Below are 18393 nucleotides of genomic sequence, written 5' to 3'. Positions count from 1 at the left end.
AACGATATGTCGGAGAGGTCCGACAGATTCGTAATCCTTGACAGACCCCTTGGGGTTATATGGTCAAGCGATTAAGCGCATACGGTGGATGCCTTGGCAGCCAGAGGCGATGAAGGACGTGATAGCCTGCGATAAGCGTTGGCGAGGTGGCAAATACCCTGCGACCCAACGATTTCCGAATGGGGAAACCCACTCACCATCAGGTGAGTATCTATAGGCCAATACATAACCTATAGAGGCAAACCCGGGGAACTGAAACATCTAAGTACCCGGAGGAAAAGAAATCAACCGAGATTCCCCAAGTAGCGGCGAGCGAACGGGGACCAGCCCTTAAGCGTGACAACTGACAGACGAACAAGCTGGGAAGCTTGACGATACAGGGTGATAGTCCCGTAGTCGAAGTCTGAGTCACGTGAAATCGAGTAGGTCGGGGCACGAGAAACCTTGACTGAACATGGGGGGACCATCCTCCAAGGCTAAATACTCCTGGCTGACCGATAGTGAACCAGTACCGTGAGGGAAAGGCGAAAAGAACCCCGGCGAGGGGAGTGAAATAGATCCTGAAACCGTATGCGTACAAGCAGTGGGAGCACCTTCGTGGTGTGACCGCGTACCTTTTGTATAATGGGTCAGCGACTTATATTCTGTGGCGAGCTTAACCGTATAGGGGAGGCGTAGGGAAACCGAGTCTTAACTGGGCGACCAGTCGCAGGGTATAGACCCGAAACCGGGCGATCTATCCATGGCCAGGGTGAAGATTGAGTAACATCAATTGGAGGCCCGAACCCAAGTATGTTGAAAAATGCTGGGATGAGCTGTGGATCGGAGTGAAAGGCTAATCAAGCCCGGAGATAGCTGGTTCTCCTCGAAAGCTATTTAGGTAGCGCCTCACGTATCACCGCTGGGGGTAGAGCACTGTTTCGGCTAGGGGGTCATCCCGACTTACCAACCCGAGGCAAACTCCGAATACCAGTGAGTGCAGCGTGGGAGACACACAGCGGGTGCTAACGTCCGTTGTGAAAAGGGAAACAACCCAGACCGTCAGCTAAGGTCCCAAAATCCTGATTAAGTGGGAAACGATGTGGGAAGGCTCAGACAGCTAGGAGGTTGGCTTAGAAGCAGCCATCCTTTAAAGAAAGCGTAATAGCTCACTAGTCGAGTCGGCCTGCGCGGAAGATATAACGGGGCTAAATCAGGTACCGAAGCTACGGGTTCATCCTCTGGATGAGCGGTAGAGGAGCGTCGTGTAAGCCAATGAAGGTGGATTGAGAAGTCTGCTGGAGGTATCACGAGTGCGAATGCTGACATGAGTAACGATAAGGGGAGTGAAAAACTCCCCCGCCGGAAGACCAAGGTTTTCTGTTCTACGTTAATCGGAGCAGAGTGAGTCGGCCCCTAAGGCGAGGCGGAAACGCGTAGTCGATGGGAAACGGGTTAATATTCCCGTACCGGATGTGGTTGCGATGGGGGGACGAAGAAGGCTAGGTGAGCCAGGCGTTGGTTGTCCTGGTGAAAGCATGTAGGCCGAGGAATCAGGCAAATCCGGTTCCTCTGAGGTCGAGATGCGAGACGAACTGACCACGGTCAGGAAGTCATCGATGCCACGCTTCCAGGAAAAGCCTCTAAGCTTCAGATCACATGCGACCGTACCCCAAACCGACACAGGTGGTCAGGTAGAGAATACCAAGGCGCTTGAGAGAACTCGGGTGAAGGAACTAGGCAAAATGGCACCGTAACTTCGGGAGAAGGTGCACCGGTTCGAGTGAAGGACTTGCTCCGTAAGCTCTTACCGGTCGAAGATACCAGGTGGCTGCAACTGTTTATTAAAAACACAGCACTCTGCAAACGCGCAAGCGGACGTATAGGGTGTGACGCCTGCCCGGTGCCGGAAGGTTAATTGATGGGGTTAGCTCACGCGAAGCTCTTGATCGAAGCCCCGGTAAACGGCGGCCGTAACTATAACGGTCCTAAGGTAGCGAAATTCCTTGTCGGGTAAGTTCCGACCTGCACGAATGGCGTAATGATGGCCACGCTGTCTCCACCCGAGACTCAGTGAAATTGAAATCGCAGTGAAGATGCTGTGTACCCGCGGCTAGACGGAAAGACCCCGTGAACCTTTACTATAGCTTTACACTGGATGCTGATGTTGTCTGTGTAGGATAGCTGGGAGGCTTTGAAACCACGTCGCCAGATGCGGTGGAGCCAACCTTGAAATACCAGCCTGACATCATTGGCGTTCTAACTCAGGTCCGTTATCCGGATCGAGGACAGTGTATGGTGGGTAGTTTGACTGGGGCGGTCTCCTCCTAAAGAGTAACGGAGGAGCACGAAGGTACCCTCAGCACGGTTGGAAATCGTGCATTGAGTGCAAGAGCATAAGGGTGCTTGACTGCGAGACAGACACGTCGAGCAGGTACGAAAGTAGGTTCTAGTGATCCGGTGGTTCTGTATGGAAGGGCCATCGCTCAACGGATAAAAGGTACTCCGGGGATAACAGGCTGATACCGCCCAAGAGTTCACATCGACGGCGGTGTTTGGCACCTCGATGTCGGCTCATCACATCCTGGGGCTGAAGTCGGTCCCAAGGGTATGGCTGTTCGCCATTTAAAGTGGTACGCGAGCTGGGTTTAGAACGTCGTGAGACAGTTCGGTCCCTATCTGCCGTGGGCGTCGGAAGTTTGAGAAGAGCTGCTCCTAGTACGAGAGGACCGGAGTGGACGAACCTCTGGTGTTCGGGTTGTCATGCCAATGGCATTGCCCGGTAGCTACGTTCGGACGGGATAACCGCTGAAAGCATCTAAGCGGGAAGCCCCCTTCAAGATGAGACTTCCCTGAGGCCTTGCGCCTCCTGAAGGGCCCTTGAAGACTACAAGGTTGATAGGCTGGGTGTGGAAGCACAGCAATGTGTTGAGCTAACCAGTACTAATTGCCCGTGAGGCTTGACCATATAACACCCAAGGGGTTTGCGTAGGCAAACCGCCGGGATTGCGACAGGATCGAGACATATCGGTCAGCATGATTCATATTGCGAGTCACGAGGCCACAAACCTCGGGACTCAGGCATCGCAAGATGCCACCGTTTCGCCTGACGACCATAGCGAGCGTGAACCACCCGATCCCATGCCGAACTCGGAAGTGAAACCGCTTAGCGCCGATGGTAGTGTGGAGTTTCTCCATGTGAGAGTAGGTCATCGTCAGGCACTTATACCGAACCGCCCCTGCAGCCTTGCTGCAGGGGCGGTTCTCTTTGTGTTCAAGAAAAGTGGTGCTCAGGAAACGTTGGCGCAAAAGAACTGCCGTGCTGGGGTAAATGCGTACAGCCCAAGACATGGCTACATGAGCTATATGATACAAAGATGCCTCTATCACGATAATGATAGAGGCATCTTTGTATATGGATCAGTATCACTGGGAAAACGTGCTGGCTCTCCATTGAGTGTACTTGATCGACAGGCATTCCACGCTGTTGAGAGATATCTTTATCGGGAGATATCTTTGCTGTTGCTGCACCTGCTCGGTGTCTGCGCTGTCATTGAATATCACTCATTGAAGCTATCCATGAATAGGCGCAAGGAGGCGATATGTCGAGGGGCTTTTCATATTCGTTATCAAGACTTCTATTGGCAGGAATGATGGCTCTTTTGTTGGGGCTGATGTCGTCAGAAATGGCATCTGCCGGGGAGCGAGAGAGGAAGATAGAGCGCTGTCAGTTCATCAAGGACAAGATCGAATATTATACTGATAGGCGCCGCGGCGGCGGGTCGTCGGGCCAGATGCGAAGTTGGCAGTCCCAGCGCAATGACTACAAGCAGCGCTATCGGGATGAAAACTGCACGCGCGTCAGGACAGCACTGAAGTGACTCCTCTATTGACGCGATAATAGTGAATCGCAGTGCGCTATTCTCAGCGTTGTAGGTTGTAGATAGACGCAGCTAAAAATGACGATGCCCCTCCTGAGAATGTCTCAGGAGGGGCATTGTTGTTCAGGACGACTCGCTCAGGACAATTCGCACAGGGCGATTCGTTCAGGGACGTTTGCGCAGGCGTGTCAGGCCTTCCTGGGCGCTGGATGCCACCAGCTCGCCGTGCCGGTTGTAGAGGCTGCCGCGAGCGAAGCTACGTGCGCCTCCCGCCCACGGGCTATCCATCTCGTAGAGAATCCAATCATTGACGCGTACATCGCGGTGGAACCATAGCGAGTGATCCAGACTCGCCATTTGCAGTTCCGGCGAACCGAACCGCACACCATGTCCGCCGAGGCCTGTCGCCAGCAGATTGAAGTCGGAGCTGTATGTCAGCAGGTAGCGATGTAGGGCATCATCTTCCGGCAGCTCGCCTGCCAGTCGGAACCACAGCCGCTGGCGTGGTGGGGGGCAGGCGTCATCATCACTCGCCGTGATCGGCGCCTTCAGGCGCAGGAATTCGATGGGGTGGCCCTCATAGCGCTCGATACGTGCCCCCTGTTCGATCAACTGCTCTGGGGATTCGATATCGAGCATGGCGAGCTGATGCTCGAAGCCTGCCTCCTTGCCATGGAAGGAGGCGCTGCAGAAGAAGATGGTCTTGCCATTCTGGATGGCACTGATGCGGCGGGTCGTGAAGCTGCCGCCATCACGCACGCCATCAACCTGATAGATGACAGGCTTGTGGGCATCGCCCGGGCGCAGGAAGTAGCCATGCAGAGAGTGAACCTGACGTTCGACCGGTACCGTGCGTGTCGCTGCGGACAGCGCTTGTCCGAGTACCTGTCCGCCAAACAGCTGAGGGAAGCCGAGGTCCTGACTGTGCCCTCTGAACAGGTTCTCTTCCAGGGTCTCAAGACCCAGCAGGGTGACCAGTGCCTCAAGAGGCGCAGTGGCTGTTTGGGTCATGGATCTATCCTTGTGCTGAGGGGCAGGCGCTCGGAGCAGTGCCAGACCGAGCGGGTCGGCAATGTAGTAGGAAGCGCGAGCGCCAAGCCGTTATCATGGTGAGCGAAACAATGGCCTCAGGATACCGGAGAACAACGGTGAGTGACGAGTTGGCGATAGCGCCGCAGGCCCGGAGTGGGCCACGTGGGGATCATTACTATATGCATCGGGCGCTGGACCAGGCGCGGCTGGCATTCGAGGCTGGCGAGGTGCCTGTCGGCGCGGTGGTGGTCAATCCCCAGGGCGACATCATCGGCACTGGCTACAATGCGCCTGTCAGCACCCCGGACCCGACGGCACATGCCGAGGTACAGGCCTTGCGCGCGGCGGCGGCCCGACTCGGCAACTATCGTCTCGACGATTGCACGCTGTATGTGACGCTGGAGCCCTGCATGATGTGCAGTGGCGCCTTGATCCACGCGCGGGTGAAGCGGGTCGTCTACGCGGCAGCAGAGCCGAAGACCGGCATGGTGGAATCGCGTGCCAATCTGTTTGCACAGCCCTGGCATAACCATCACGTCGAGGTGGAAGGGGGGCTATTGGCCGCTCAGGCCAAGCGCTTGCTCAAGTCCTTCTTCGCGGAGCGGCGCGGTGAGCTTCCGCGCTGATCCTTTCGCGCTGAACCTTCCGCTCAGATCCGCCCGCGCAGGTCCTACCGAGCTGATCCTCCGGCGTTGCGATCGTGTTGGTCTCCATGAGTCGTCAGGCGGCGACCTGGACCTGATTGCGACCACTGGACTTGGCGCGATACAGCGCCTCATCCGCTGCCTGCAGCAGTGCATCCAGCCGCAATGGAGCGCGCGCCACGCATGCCATGCCCACGGATACCGTGACGACGCTGTCCGTGGCGGGCTGCGGCAGTCCTGCAGCCTGCACGGCACGCCGCAGCTCTTCCGCCAGAGTGCGGCCTACCGCGCGCGGGCATTCCGGAATGCACACCACGAACTCCTCGCCACCGAAGCGCGCCAGTATGCCGCCGGCAGACTCCACGGGTGCCCGTGAGACGGCGGCAATCTTCTGCAGGTAGCGGTCTCCCTCCAAGTGCCCCAGTTTGTCGTTGATCGTCTTGAAGAAGTCGATATCCAGGATCATGACCGTCAGAGGCATCTTGCCGCTGAAGCTCTGCACCTGCTCGAGGAAATAGCGACGATTGGGCAGCTGGGTCAGCTCGTCGTGACGCGCCAGCCATTGGATCTCGTTCTGCAGTCGCTCTCGCCGCACCATCTCTTCGCGAAGTGCATCATTGGCATTCTTGACGATGCCGTGCTCCTGAGAGACGCGGCGATACATGTAGATCACGAGGAAGAGCAGGTAGGCCAGCAGCATGCCCGTCAGCAATGTGACCTCCGGCAGACGGCCACGAGTGGCCGCCAGGAACTGCTGTGTCGGCTGCAGACCCAGGGTCAGGTCGGTGGCGGGCAGCTCGATGGGGATACGATGGCCCCAGGGCGCCAGACGGCTCTCAGGGCCGACATGGATATAGATGTTGCCGCGCTCTGACAGGGTGACCGCAAATGCCTCATTGCGTGCCGTGTCCATGGCTCTGTCGAGCAGAGGGGCCAGATCCACCACCATGGCGATCGCCCCCAGAATGGTGCCATCGCGAGGATCGCGCACCGGCAGGTAGGACACCATGCCCTTGCCGCCCTGAATCAGGTCGATGATGCCGGTATGGCCCTCGATGCCGAGTTCCAGCGGGTTGCGCAGCGGAGTGTCCGGCTGAGCATCCAGCAGGCGTACGCCCAGCACGTCATGATTGCGGCCCTTGTCCGGGAAGACGCGCGTTATCACGCTGTCCGGGTCGATGAAGGCAATGTTCTGGAAGTAATCGAAATCCTTGTAATAGCTGCGTGCCAGGCGCTGCCACTCTCCGCGTGACGGAGTCTGCCCCATCAGGCTCCAGAAACCGGCGAAACGTCGCATCGCATTGAGCTGGTCGTTGATCTCGCGAGACAGCTCCGTGGCGATCTTGTCGCCCAGTACGTAGGTCGACTGGTTGATGCGATTGTTCTCGTCCTGGCTCTGCTGCTGCCAGGCGAGCAGACAGACCAGGGTGATCGAGGAGGAAATGATCAGCGGTATGAGATTGCGGCGCCACATCTGCATGAATGCCGGCTGTAGATCGATCCATTGAGCGATCAACAGCAGACTGACGAAGCTGGTCAGCGTGATGCGTTCCGGGCCTGCCAGCACCATGCTGGCGACGGAAAGACTGGCGTCGGACATCATGGCAAACAGCAACAGCAGCGTGACTTGCGTCAGCTGGATGGCAGAGCCGAATCCCAGTCGCATGCGCAACAGGGCGCAGGTCGTGAGGCCGAAACAGGCGAACAGGATCAGGATAGGCGGGCGGATATTGGCGATGTGCCAATCGCCCGGCAGATTGATCAGCAGGTCTCCCCAGTGGTCCACCCCCACCCAGCTTTCCGGTAGCAGGAAGGTGCAGATCAGCAGGATATTGAGGATCAATGAGGCGCTGAGGAACAGCTGACTGAGGGAGGTATTGCGCCAATGCCAGGCAGCCTGGCCGGCGGCTTGCAGGGTCAACATCATCAGCAGCAGCGCATTGGCCTCATTGCCGGCAGACGGCCAGAGCCCCAGCAAGGCGATGCCGAACGCGATCAGGCTTAGCGACATCAAGACGAGTCTGCGTGTCATTCCCTGTCCTTAGAGGCTCTTGATGCGTGGTGAAGATGCGTGCACTTGAGGCACCGGAGTGCTGACGGTCCGAACTCCATCCTCAGAGAATCGGAGGCACTGTATCGAAGGGATTGCTGTCGCCTTCGTCGTCGGTAATCGGACGCTCATCCAGCTGATAGAACTGCTGCTGGCTACGGTAAACATAATTCAGTATTTCATAATAACGACGGATATTGCGGACATAGATGACAGGTTCTCCGCCGCGTGCATAACCATAACGGACTTTCTGGTACCACTCACGATTCTGCAGCAAGGGCAGGGCTTCGCGGACATCCTTCCAGCGATTCGGGTCACCGCCCTTCATCTTCACGATTCGTCTGGCGTCAAACAGGTGACCCAGGCCGACATTGTAGGCCGCCAGCGTCATCCAGGTGCGATCCGGTTCCTTGATCTCGTCCGGCAAGCGTCCCTTTATACTCACAAGATAGCGTGAGCCACCATCGATGCTCTGAACGGGGTCCAAACGGTTGGCGATCTTCATTTCGCGCGCCGTCACATTGGTCAGCATCATCAGGCCGCGCACCCCCGTGGGAGAGGTGGCCTTCGGCTGCCAGTGCGATTCCTGATAGCCCGTGGCGGCCAGCAGTTTCCAGTCGATGCCGGTTTCGCGCGCGGCTTCCTTGAAGGTGTCGATATAACGCGGCAGGCGGTCGCGTGCCTGGCGGATGAAGGTCCGTGCGCCGACATACTCGAGATAGTCATCATGGCCGAAATAGCGCTCGACCAATTGATCGAGGGTGCCATCCTGGCGACGTGTCTCGAGAAAATCATTGGCGGCGGTCAGCAATGAAATGTCGCCATGCGCGGGGAAGGCCCAGGCCAGGGTCAGAGGATCGCCCACGTCGAAGCCGTTCTCCACATTGGGGAAGAACAGGCGATTGAGCTTGAATTGATGGGCATAGACGACCGCCGCATCCAGCTTGTCTTCCTCGATGCGTTGCAGCAGGTCCGCCACCTCAAGCTCGCCGGTTTCCTTCCAGCTGAGCTCGGGGATGTCCTGCTGGACTTCGCGCAGTACCAGGCTGGTGCCGGCGCCCTTGATGACGCCGATGCGCTTGCCGACCAGATCCTTCAATTCCTTGGGCGGATGCATGCCGCGGCGATAGACCACCATCGCCTGCAATTCGAGGATGGGGCGCGAGAAGCGCAGGTCCTGTTCGGAGAGATCCAGCGGCAGGGTCGCGGCCGCAAGGTCGGCCTGATCATTGAGCACGCTCTGGGTCAGGCTCTCGATATTGTGCTCGGAATCCATCGACAGACTCACGCCAAGATAATCGGCGAAGTCCCGTGCCAGCTCGTATTCGAAACCGGTAGGCCCCTGACGGCCACGATAGAAGGTCGTGGGGGTATTGCGCGTGGCGACCTGAATGAAGTCGCGCGCGCGGACATCGTCCAGCCGCGTGGGCATCTCGATGAGGGTGCGCTCGGGCAGTATCAGCAAGGCGAGGGCCAGCGCCGCGACGAGGAAACGCCGCGCGTGGCGCAGCAGCTGTCGCACGGGCGGAATGAGAGAAGAGGGCGAAGTCTTGAGCATGCGTCAGCATCATTCACGGCAGGGCTTCCACCATACCGGCAGCTCAACACACTGTCATCCAACGCATGTCGCCTGCGGGCTTCGTTAAGGCTCGCCTTTCACGTATGATATGCGCTTGCTGCCGCCGTTTGGCGGTTGTCCGTTCACGCTGCTTCAGAGGCTTTCCCTGACCATGCTCGAACTGCGAGGCGCGCCTGCCCTTTCCGCCTTCCGTCACACCCGTCTACTGGCTTCGTTACGCGAGCTGGTGCCGGAGGTGGAATCTCTTCATGCCGAGTACCTTCATCTGGCCGAGGTCGATGGTGAACTGAGCAGTTCCGATCGGACAACACTGGAGCGCCTGCTGGACTACGGCCCCAGTCGTGACGAGAGCGCTCCGGAAGGACATCTCTTCCTCGTCATCCCCCGCCTCGGCACGCTGTCTCCCTGGTCTTCCAAGGCCACGGATATCGCCGCCAACTGCGGCCTGCCGCAAGTCCGCCGCCTCGAGCGTGGCATCGCCTACCGCATCAAGCTGGACGCGCCCCTGAGCGAAGAGCTCTTCGCCACGCTGTCCTCCCGACTGCACGACCGCATGACCGAGACGGTATTGACCCGCACTCAGGACGCGGCACGTCTGTTCCAGCATCAGGCACCTGCCAAGCTTGCCCATGTCGACATCCTCGGCGGTGGCCGCGAAGCCCTGGCCAAGGCCAACGGTAGCCTGGGTCTGGCACTGGCCGATGACGAGATCGATTATCTGGTCGAGTCCTTCAAGACTCTGGGCCGCAATCCTGCCGACATCGAACTGATGATGTTCGCTCAGGCGAACTCCGAGCATTGCCGCCACAAGATCTTCAATGCGGACTGGACCATCGACGGCGAAGCGCAGTCGCACTCGCTGTTCAAGATGATCAAGAACACCTACCAGCATCATCCGGATGGCGTGCTGTCCGCCTACAGTGACAACGCCGCCGTGATGGAAGGTCCGACTGCCGGGCGTTACTTCCCGACAGGCGAAGGCCACATCTATCGCTACCATCAGGAACCGATCAACATCCTGATGAAGGTCGAGACCCACAACCACCCGACCGCCATCGCTCCCTATCCGGGCGCCGCGACCGGTGCCGGTGGCGAGATCCGTGATGAAGGCGCGACCGGTGTCGGCTCCAAGCCGAAAGCGGGTCTGACCGGCTTCAGCGTCTCCAACCTGCGTATCCCGGGCTTCGAACAGCCGTGGGAGCACGACTACGGCAAGCCGGAGCGCATCAAGACCGCCTACGACATCATGCTCGAAGGCCCGATCGGTGGCGCAGCGTTCAACAACGAATTCGGCCGTCCCAACCTCAACGGCTACTTCCGTACCTACGAGCAGGATGCCTTCGGTGCCGGCGGCATCGAGCGTCGCGGCTATCACAAGCCGATCATGCTCGCCGGCGGTTACGGCAACATCCGCAGCCAGCACGTGGAGAAGGGCGATATTCCGGTCGGCGCCAAGCTGATCGTGATGGGCGGCCCGGCGATGCTGATCGGTCTGGGCGGCGGTGCTGCCTCTTCCATGGCCTCCGGGAGCTCCAGCGAAGACCTCGATTTCGCCTCCGTGCAGCGTGACAACGCCGAGATGGAGCGTCGCGTGCAGGAAGTCATCGATCGCTGCTGGGCGCTGGATGACAAGAACCCGATCTGCTTCATCCACGACGTCGGCGCGGGCGGTCTGTCCAACGCACTGCCGGAGCTGGTCAAGGATGGCGGTCGCGGTGGCCTGTTCGACCTGCGCGCCGTGCCGAGCGCCGAATCCGGCATGAGCCCGCTGGAGATCTGGTGCAACGAATCCCAGGAACGCTACGTACTGGCGGTGGCACCGGAGAATCTGGCCACCTTCGAAGCCCTGTGTGAGCGTGAGCGTTGCCTGTACGCCGTGGTCGGTGAAGCCCTCGAGGAGCACGAACTGATCGTCAAGGATGGTCACTTCGATACGCGTCCGGTCGATCTGCCGATGGACGTGCTGTTCGGCAAGCCGCCCAAGATGTCACGCAGCTTCGAGCGCCAGACGCTGGAACTGCCGGCGCTGGGTCTCGACAACCTCGACCCGCGCGAAGCGATGACCCGTGTGCTGCAGCTGCCCACCGTCGCCTCCAAGAAATTCCTGATCACCATCGGCGACCGCTCGATCACCGGCATGGTCGCGCGCGACCAGATGGTCGGTCCGTGGCAGGTGCCGGTGGCCGATTGCGCCGTCACCACCAGCTCCCTCGACAGCCATGTCGGTGAAGCGATGGCGATGGGCGAGCGTACCCCGGTCGCACTGATCTCGCCGGCCGCGTCCGCGCGTCTGGCCGTGGCCGAGGTGATCACCAACCTGGCCGCCGCGCCGATCGCCAAGCTGTCTGACATCAAGCTGTCCGCCAACTGGATGAGCGCTGCCGATCACACCGGCGAGAATCAGGCGCTCTACGAGGCCGTCCACGCCGTCGGCATGGAACTGTGCCCGGCGCTGGACCTGACCATTCCGGTCGGCAAGGACTCCATGTCCATGCGCACCGCCTGGCAGGACGAGAACGGCGAAGACAAGTCGATCACCGCGCCGCTGTCGCTGGTGATGACAGGCTTCGCGCCGGTCACCGATGCCATGCGTACCCTCACGCCGCAGCTGCGTCGCACACTGAATGGCGAGGCCGTGGAGACGGACCTGATCCTGATCGATCTCGGCCATGGCGCTCACCGTCTCGGTGGCTCCGCGCTGGCGCAGGTCTATGGTCAGGTCGGCAACGAAGCGCCGGATCTTGCCAAGCCTGAAGACCTCAAGCACTTCTTCGAGGCCATCCAGCGCTTCAATGTCGAAGGCAAGCTGCTGGCCTATCACGACCGCAGCGACGGTGGTCTGTTGACCACCTTGATGGAAATGTCCTTCGCGGGACGTGTCGGTCTCGACATCTCCCTCGACTGGACCGCCGCCGAGCCGGGTCAGGCCACCGGCGCGCTGTTCGCCGAAGAATTGGGTGCCGTGGTGCAGGTACGTCGCGAACATACCGAGTCCATCCTCGCCGAGCTCAAGGCCGTGGGCCTCGAGCACAGTGGCGTGATCGCCACGCCGCGTGCCGATGAGCAGATCAACATCACGCTGCTGGGCCAGAACCTGCTCTCCACCACCCGCGCCAGTGCCGAGCGCCTGTGGGCCGAGACCAGCTATCGCATGCAGGCCGCACGTGACAACGCCGATTGCGCCAAGAGCGAATTCGAGTCCATCAACGACGTGCGTGACCCGGGCCTTACCGCCCAGGCCACTTTCGACGTCAACGAGGACATCGCGGCGCCGTACCTGAACACCGGTGCACGTCCGCGCATGGCGATCCTGCGCGAGCAGGGCGTCAATGGTCAGCTCGAGATGGCGGCAAGCTTCGACCGTGCCGGCTTCGAGGCCGTCGATGTCCACATGAGCGACATTCTCGAAGGGCGTGTCGATCTGGACACCATGCGGGGGCTGGTCGCCTGTGGCGGCTTCTCCTACGGTGACGTGCTGGGCGCCGGCGGTGGCTGGGCCAAGTCAGTGCTGTTCAATGCGCGTGCGCGTGAACAGTTCGAGCGCTTCTTCAATCGTGACGACAGCTTCGCGCTGGGCGTCTGCAACGGTTGCCAGATGCTCTCCCAGCTCAAGGAGCTGATTCCGGGTGCCGAGGCCTGGCCGCGCTTCGTGCGCAACGAGTCCGAGCAGTTCGAGGCCCGTGTCGCGATGGTCGAAGTCGAGAAGAGCGCCTCGCTGTTCCTCGATGGCATGGAAGGTTCGCGCCTGCCGATCGCCATCGCGCATGGCGAAGGGCGTGCCGAGTTCCGCGACAGCGCTCACCTGCGCAAGATGCAGAGCAGCGGCCAGGTCGCGCTGCGTTACGTCGACAACTACGGCCAGACCACCACGCGTTATCCGGCCAACCCGAACGGCTCGCCGTCCGGTATCACCGGCCTGACCACCGATGATGGTCGCGTGACCATCATGATGCCGCACCCGGAGCGCGTGGCGCGTGCCGTCACCAACTCCTGGCGTCCGGACGACTGGCAGCAGGATGGCGCCTGGTTGCGCATGTTCCGCAATGCCCGTCGCTGGGTTGACTGAGCGACGTGACGCGCCAGTGACTCGGCCTCATCGGCCGATGAGGCTGGCGCACGTCACCAGTGGCGAAATGCAGTAACGGGAGACGCCTTCGTGGTTCACGCCACGAAGGCGTCTTCTTGTTTACAGACATGCTGAGAGCATCGTGGTGCGACTGGCTCAACAGCGGATTCCACCGTTGGGCAGGACAGTCGGCCCGGCATGCGGCAGGCTGGCGTCATCGTGATGTCGCCATCGCTATCGATGATGATGCCTCCCTGACAGGCATGGCGTGTTCCGTGGCCGCCGCACTGGACGCAACCCGTGGTCGCGACTCTTGATCACAACCCCTGCCCCTCCCACAACGACAGCCCTGACATTGCTGTTCGCTGGCAAAGGAAGCCTTGATGAAACTGAAATGGTCGCTGTTACCTCGCTACTCCGTCTTCGGGCTCTGTGTCCTCGGCTTGCTGGTCTGCCTGGGGCTGTCGGAGCTGACGCCCTGGATATGGCCGCTGACGCTGCTGATGGCCTTTCTGGTCGCCGTCGGCATCTACGACATGCAGCAGCCGGATTACGCCGTGCGTCGCAACTATCCGGTGATCGGCAACATGCGCTACCTGTTCAAGGCGCTGCGTCCGGAAATGCGTCAGTACCTGTTCGAGTCGGACACCGATCAGCTGCCGTTTTCCCACAAGCAGCGCGAGCTGGTCTATGCGCGTGGCCGTCAGCACAACTCCTCCCAGCCGTTCGGCACCTTGCTCGATGTCTATTCCGACAGCTATGAGTTCATCGGTCACTCCATGCAGACCTCGAGCGTGCCGGACCCCAAGGGCTTTCGTCTCAACGTCGGCAACTCCCAGTGCTCGCATCCCTACAATGCCTCGCTGTTCAATATCTCGGCGATGAGCTTCGGCTCCTTGAGCGCCAACGCCATCCGCGCCCTGAACAAGGGCGCCAGGCTGGGCAACTTCGCCCATGACACCGGCGAAGGCAGCATCAGCCCCTATCACCGCGAATTCGGGGGCGATCTGATCTGGGAGCTGGGCAGTGGCTACTTCGGCTGCCGCGACGAGGAAGGGCGCTTCGATGGCGAGAAGTTTGCCCGTCAGGCGGCCAGCGAGCAGGTCAAGATGATCGAGATCAAGCTCAGTCAGGGCGCCAAGCCCGGCCACGGGGGCGTCTTGCCGGCCAGCAAGATCAGCGAGGAGATCGCCGAGACGCGCGGGATTCCGATGGGCAAGGATTGCATCTCGCCCTCCAACCACGGTGAGTTCTCCACACCCCTTGAGCTGTTGAGCTTCATCCAGCGCCTGCGCGAGCTGTCGGGTGGCAAGCCGGTGGGCTTCAAGCTGTGCCTCGGTCAGCCGTGGGAGTTCATGGCCATCGTCAAGGCGATGCTCGAGACCGGGATCGTGCCCGATTTCATCGTCGTCGATGGCAGTGAGGGCGGTACCGGCGCCGCACCGACCGAATTCACCGATCACCTCGGCACCCCGCTGCGTGAAGGGCTGCAGTTCGTCCACAACTCGCTGGTGGGCGCAGGGCTGCGTGATGAGGTGCGCATCGGGGTCAGCGGCAAGATCATCAGTGCCTTCGATTTCGCCTGCGTGATGGCGCTGGGCGCGGACTGGGTCAATGCCGCACGCGGTTACATGTTCGCGCTGGGCTGCATCCAGTCACTGAGCTGTCACACCAACAAGTGCCCGACGGGGATCGCCACCCAGGATGATCTGCGCCAGAAATCGCTGGTCGTGGAAGACAAGGCCGATCAGGTGCGTCACTTCCACCACAACACCCTGCATGCGCTGGCCGAGATCCTGTCGGCGGCGGGCCTGCACACGCCCTGGCAGATCACCCCGGACCACCTGGTGCATCGTGTCTCCGAGAATGAGGTCAAGCTGTTCTCGCACCTGCATCCCTTCCTGACCAAGGGCGCACTGCTGACGCAAGGGGATGACTATCCCTTCTATCGTCGTGTCTGGGCGATGGCCCAGGCCGAGAGCTTCCAGCCGCGATCGCTGTCGGAGGTCTCGGGGGCCAAGCGCGAGTAGACAATCGTCACCTCTGCGACCAAACGACCGTTCAACAACCGGGCGCAGGCAGTCACACTGAGACGTAGCGAGTCATGCCCGTGGGCAGCTCGACGAACGCAGTGTGGTTGCCTGCGCCTTTTGGGTTTATCACTGGATGAGTGCCATCGCTCGGCACTGTCGTGAAATCGTTCGAGCGCGTGCTTGCTCGTTATCCGTCGCAGGGAGACCGCCATGTCTGACGCTATCCACCTCACGCCTGAACGTTATGTGACCCTCTCGATCAGTGAGCATGTCGCCGACGTGCGCCTCAATCGTCCTGACAAGCACAACGGCATCGACTGGAAGATGATCGATGCCCTGCTGGCGGTACAGCAGGAGTTGCATGCCCGCGCCCGGGAATCAGGCCTGCGCGCCATCGTGCTGTCGGGCGAGGGGCCCAGTTTCTGTGCGGGGCTGGATATCGCCGCCATCATGGGCGACGCCGCCCGCGTGCCGCAGTTGCTGGTCGCGGGGGCCAATGGCTGTGCGCCGCAGCGCAATACCGTGCAGCAGCTGGCGCTGGGCTGGCGAGATATCGGGGTGCCGGTCATCGCCGCCTTGCATGGCAACGTTTTCGGTGGCGGTCTGCAGATCGCGCTGGGGGCGGACATCCGGCTGTGTGATCCTGATGCGCGTCTGGCGGTGCTCGAGATCGACTGGGGCATCATTCCGGACATGGGCATCAGCGTCACCGCGCGTGGCGTGCGACCGGACTGGCTGCACGAGCTGACGTGGAGCGGGCGCAAGGTCGAGGCCAACGAGGCGCAGAGTGCCGGCCTGGTCACGCGCATCATCTCCAGCCCACAGGAGGAGGCCTTGGCCCTGGCGCGCCAGATTGCCGGGCGCTCTCCCAGCGCCATCCGCGCGATCACGCGTCTCTATGACGAGGCCCTCGCGGCGCCGGAAGCCGAGGCGCTGGCGCTTGAGGCAGAACTGCAGTCCTCGCTGCTGGGGCGTGCGGAGCAGACCGAATGCATCAAGGCCAAGCTCGAGGGCCGCGCGCCACGCTTCTGATCCTGACGGGTCAAGACTTACGGGCCAAGGTTGGCGGGCTCAGGTTATCCACACCCACTTTGCCGCTGCAGTCGCTGATGCGGATAATGGGGGCATTGTCCCTTCCTGCGATTCGGCGGCCCCTTGATGTCAATGTTCCTGTCAGCCCTCACGCCCCTGTCAGCCATCACTTCCCTGTCAGCCATCACTTCCCTGTCAGCCATCACTTCCCTGGGCCTGCCTGCCGGCAGCGCCCCCACTCATGTGCCTTGCTGGACGGCGCTGCATGTTTGAGCTGCGTCCATATCAGCAGGAGGCCGTGCGGCGTACCGTCGAGCACTTTCGCCGCAGTGATGAGGCGGCGGTGATCGTGCTGCCCACCGGCAGCGGCAAGTCACTGGTGATCGCGGAGCTTGCGCGTATCGCGCGTGGCCGTGTGCTGGTGCTGGCGCATGTGCGCGAGCTGGTCGAGCAGAACCACGCCAAGTACGAATCCTATGGCAAGGACGCCGACATCTTCAGTGCCGGCCTCAAGCGCAAGCAGGCCTCGCGTCAGGTGGTGTTCGGCTCGGTGCAGTCAGTGGTGCGCAACCTTGATGCCTTCACGCCGGCTGAGCCGACGGCTGATGCTCAGGCGGCGCCCTTCACGCTGCTGGTGATCGATGAGTGTCACCGGGTCTCGCTGGAGAAGGACGCCAGCTATCGCAAGGTCATCAATCATCTGCGCGAGCACAATCCGCGTCTCAAGGTGCTGGGGCTGACGGCGACGCCGTATCGTCTCGGTCAGGGCTTCATCTTCCACCGTCACTATCACGGCATGGTGCGCGGGGATGACGACTGCTTCTTCCGTGATTGCGTCTTCGAGCAGCCGCTGCGCCTGATGGTGCGGCAGGGCTTTCTGAGTGAGCCGCGGCGCGTCGATGTCGCGGTGGCGCGCTATGACTTCTCGCAGCTGGCGCCCGGTATCGGCGGCAGCTTCCAGGAGGCGGAGCTCAACGAGGTGGTGCAGGGCTCGCGCGCGACGCCGGGCATCGTGCTGGATATCGTCGCCCAGGCACGCGAGCGGCGTGGCGTGATGGTGTTCTGTTCCACCGTCGAGCATGCCGAGGAAGTCACCGCACTCCTGCCTGACGGCGAGGCGGCGCTGATCACCGGCGAGACCCCCAGCGAGGAGCGCGAGCGGCTGATCAATGCCTTCAAGGCCCAGCAGCTCAAGTATCTGGTCAATGTGGCGGTGCTCACCACCGGCTTCGATGCGCCGCATGTCGATCTGATCGCCATCCTGCGGCCCACGGAATCCGTCAGTCTCTATCAGCAGATTGTCGGACGCGGCCTGCGTCTGAGTCCCGGCAAGACGGACTGTCTGATTCTCGACTACGCCGGCAATCCCTGGGATCTCTACGCGCCGGAGGTGGCGACGCCGAAACCGGCCGGCGACACCGAGATCGTGCAGGTCGAGTGCCCGGTATGCGGCAATGCCAATCTGTTCTGGGGACGCAAGGATGGCGAGCTGGTGGTCGAGCACTTCGGGCGCCGCTGTCAGGGGCTGGTCGAGTCGCCGGAGGGCGAGGGCAGGCCGCTGGTGCAGTGCGACTTCCGCTATCGCGCCAAGGCCTGCCCGCAGTGTGGCGAGGCCAATGACATCGCCGCCCGCCATTGTCATGCCTGTCAGGCGCGACTGGTAGATCCGGATGACAAGCTGCGCGATGCGCTCAAGCTGCGTGATGCACGGGTGCTGCGCGTCAGCGGCTGGCAGCTGGAGGAGGCGCGCAACGGGCGCGGCCTTCCACGCTTGAAGGTGACCTATTACGACGAGGATGGCACCGATCTTTCCGAGTGGTTCGCGCTCGAGACCTCCGCGCAGCGTCACGCCTTCCGCTTGAGCTTCCTCGCGCGTCATCTGCGCGCGCCGGGCAGTGACTGGGCACCGAAGGACATCGCCGAGGTGTTGGCGGGCGAGGAGCGTCTCAAGGCGCCGGACTTCGTCATCGGGCGCAAGAGCGGGCGTTACTGGCAGATCCGCGACAAGCTGTTCGACTACGCCGGGCGCTATCGCACCGGCATCGCCGCCGGTTGAGCGGCGCGTTGGCCGCTGCGTGATCCGGTCGCGTGGCGCAT

General features: G+C 61.1%; 8 protein-coding genes and 2 rRNA genes. 7 read left to right on the top strand and 3 right to left on the bottom strand.

From position 1 onward, the window contains the following. Positions 1-61 precede the first annotated feature (61 nt). Positions 62-2947, top strand: a 23S ribosomal RNA gene (locus tag LCW13_RS14910). A 137-nt stretch (positions 2948-3084) separates the two neighbouring features. Next, a 5S ribosomal RNA gene (gene rrf, locus LCW13_RS14905) occupies positions 3085-3200 on the top strand. Between the two features lie 825 nt (positions 3201-4025). On the opposite strand, the gene LCW13_RS14900 is transcribed toward rrf, so the two are convergent. Further along, a complete protein-coding gene (locus tag LCW13_RS14900; RefSeq protein WP_225347301.1) occupies positions 4026-4871 on the bottom strand; it encodes an acyl-CoA thioesterase in 846 nt (281 codons plus the stop codon). 200 nt (positions 4872-5071) lie between these two features. Here LCW13_RS14900 and tadA point away from each other — a divergent pair, with 200 nt between their 5' ends. After that, positions 5072-5518, top strand: a complete 447-nt coding sequence (tadA, locus tag LCW13_RS14895) for a tRNA adenosine(34) deaminase TadA (RefSeq protein ID WP_225347300.1) — start codon at positions 5072-5074, stop codon at positions 5516-5518. 94 nt (positions 5519-5612) lie between these two features. On the opposite strand, the gene LCW13_RS14890 is transcribed toward tadA, so the two are convergent. Both LCW13_RS14890 and mltF read right to left on the bottom strand, forming a co-directional pair. Beyond that, entirely contained in the window at positions 5613-7568 is a 1956-nt protein-coding gene (locus LCW13_RS14890; RefSeq protein WP_052384859.1) for a GGDEF domain-containing protein, read from the bottom strand. An 82-nt stretch (positions 7569-7650) separates the two neighbouring features. After that, positions 7651-9144: a membrane-bound lytic murein transglycosylase MltF gene (gene mltF / locus LCW13_RS14885; protein WP_082388806.1), complete on the bottom strand. Its 1494-nt coding sequence runs from the start codon at positions 9142-9144 to the stop codon at positions 7651-7653. Positions 9145-9316: 172 nt separating this feature from the next. On the opposite strand from mltF, the gene purL reads away from it, so the two are divergent. The 4 genes from purL to LCW13_RS14865 all read left to right on the top strand — a co-directional run bounded on the left by purL (position 9317) and on the right by LCW13_RS14865 (position 18352). Beyond that, complete coding sequence (purL, locus tag LCW13_RS14880; protein WP_225347299.1) at positions 9317-13231, top strand: phosphoribosylformylglycinamidine synthase; 3915 nt, start codon at positions 9317-9319, stop codon at positions 13229-13231. Positions 13232-13614: 383 nt separating this feature from the next. Further along, positions 13615-15261, top strand: coding sequence for an FMN-binding glutamate synthase family protein (locus tag LCW13_RS14875; protein ID WP_225347298.1), 1647 nt, complete (start codon positions 13615-13617; stop codon positions 15259-15261). A 213-nt stretch (positions 15262-15474) separates the two neighbouring features. Further along, a complete protein-coding gene (locus LCW13_RS14870; RefSeq protein WP_225347297.1) occupies positions 15475-16296 on the top strand; it encodes a crotonase/enoyl-CoA hydratase family protein in 822 nt (273 codons plus the stop codon). A gap of 265 nt (positions 16297-16561) precedes the next feature. Continuing rightward, entirely contained in the window at positions 16562-18352 is a 1791-nt protein-coding gene (locus tag LCW13_RS14865) for a DEAD/DEAH box helicase (RefSeq protein ID WP_225347296.1), read from the top strand. Positions 18353-18393 lie beyond the last annotated feature (41 nt).

The sequence above is a fragment of the Cobetia amphilecti genome, assembly GCF_020217465.1.
GTDB classification, from domain to species: domain Bacteria; phylum Pseudomonadota; class Gammaproteobacteria; order Pseudomonadales; family Halomonadaceae; genus Cobetia; species Cobetia amphilecti.
The sequence above is the reverse complement of the archived record's forward strand: the minus strand, read 5'-3'. Positions and strand labels throughout refer to the sequence as shown.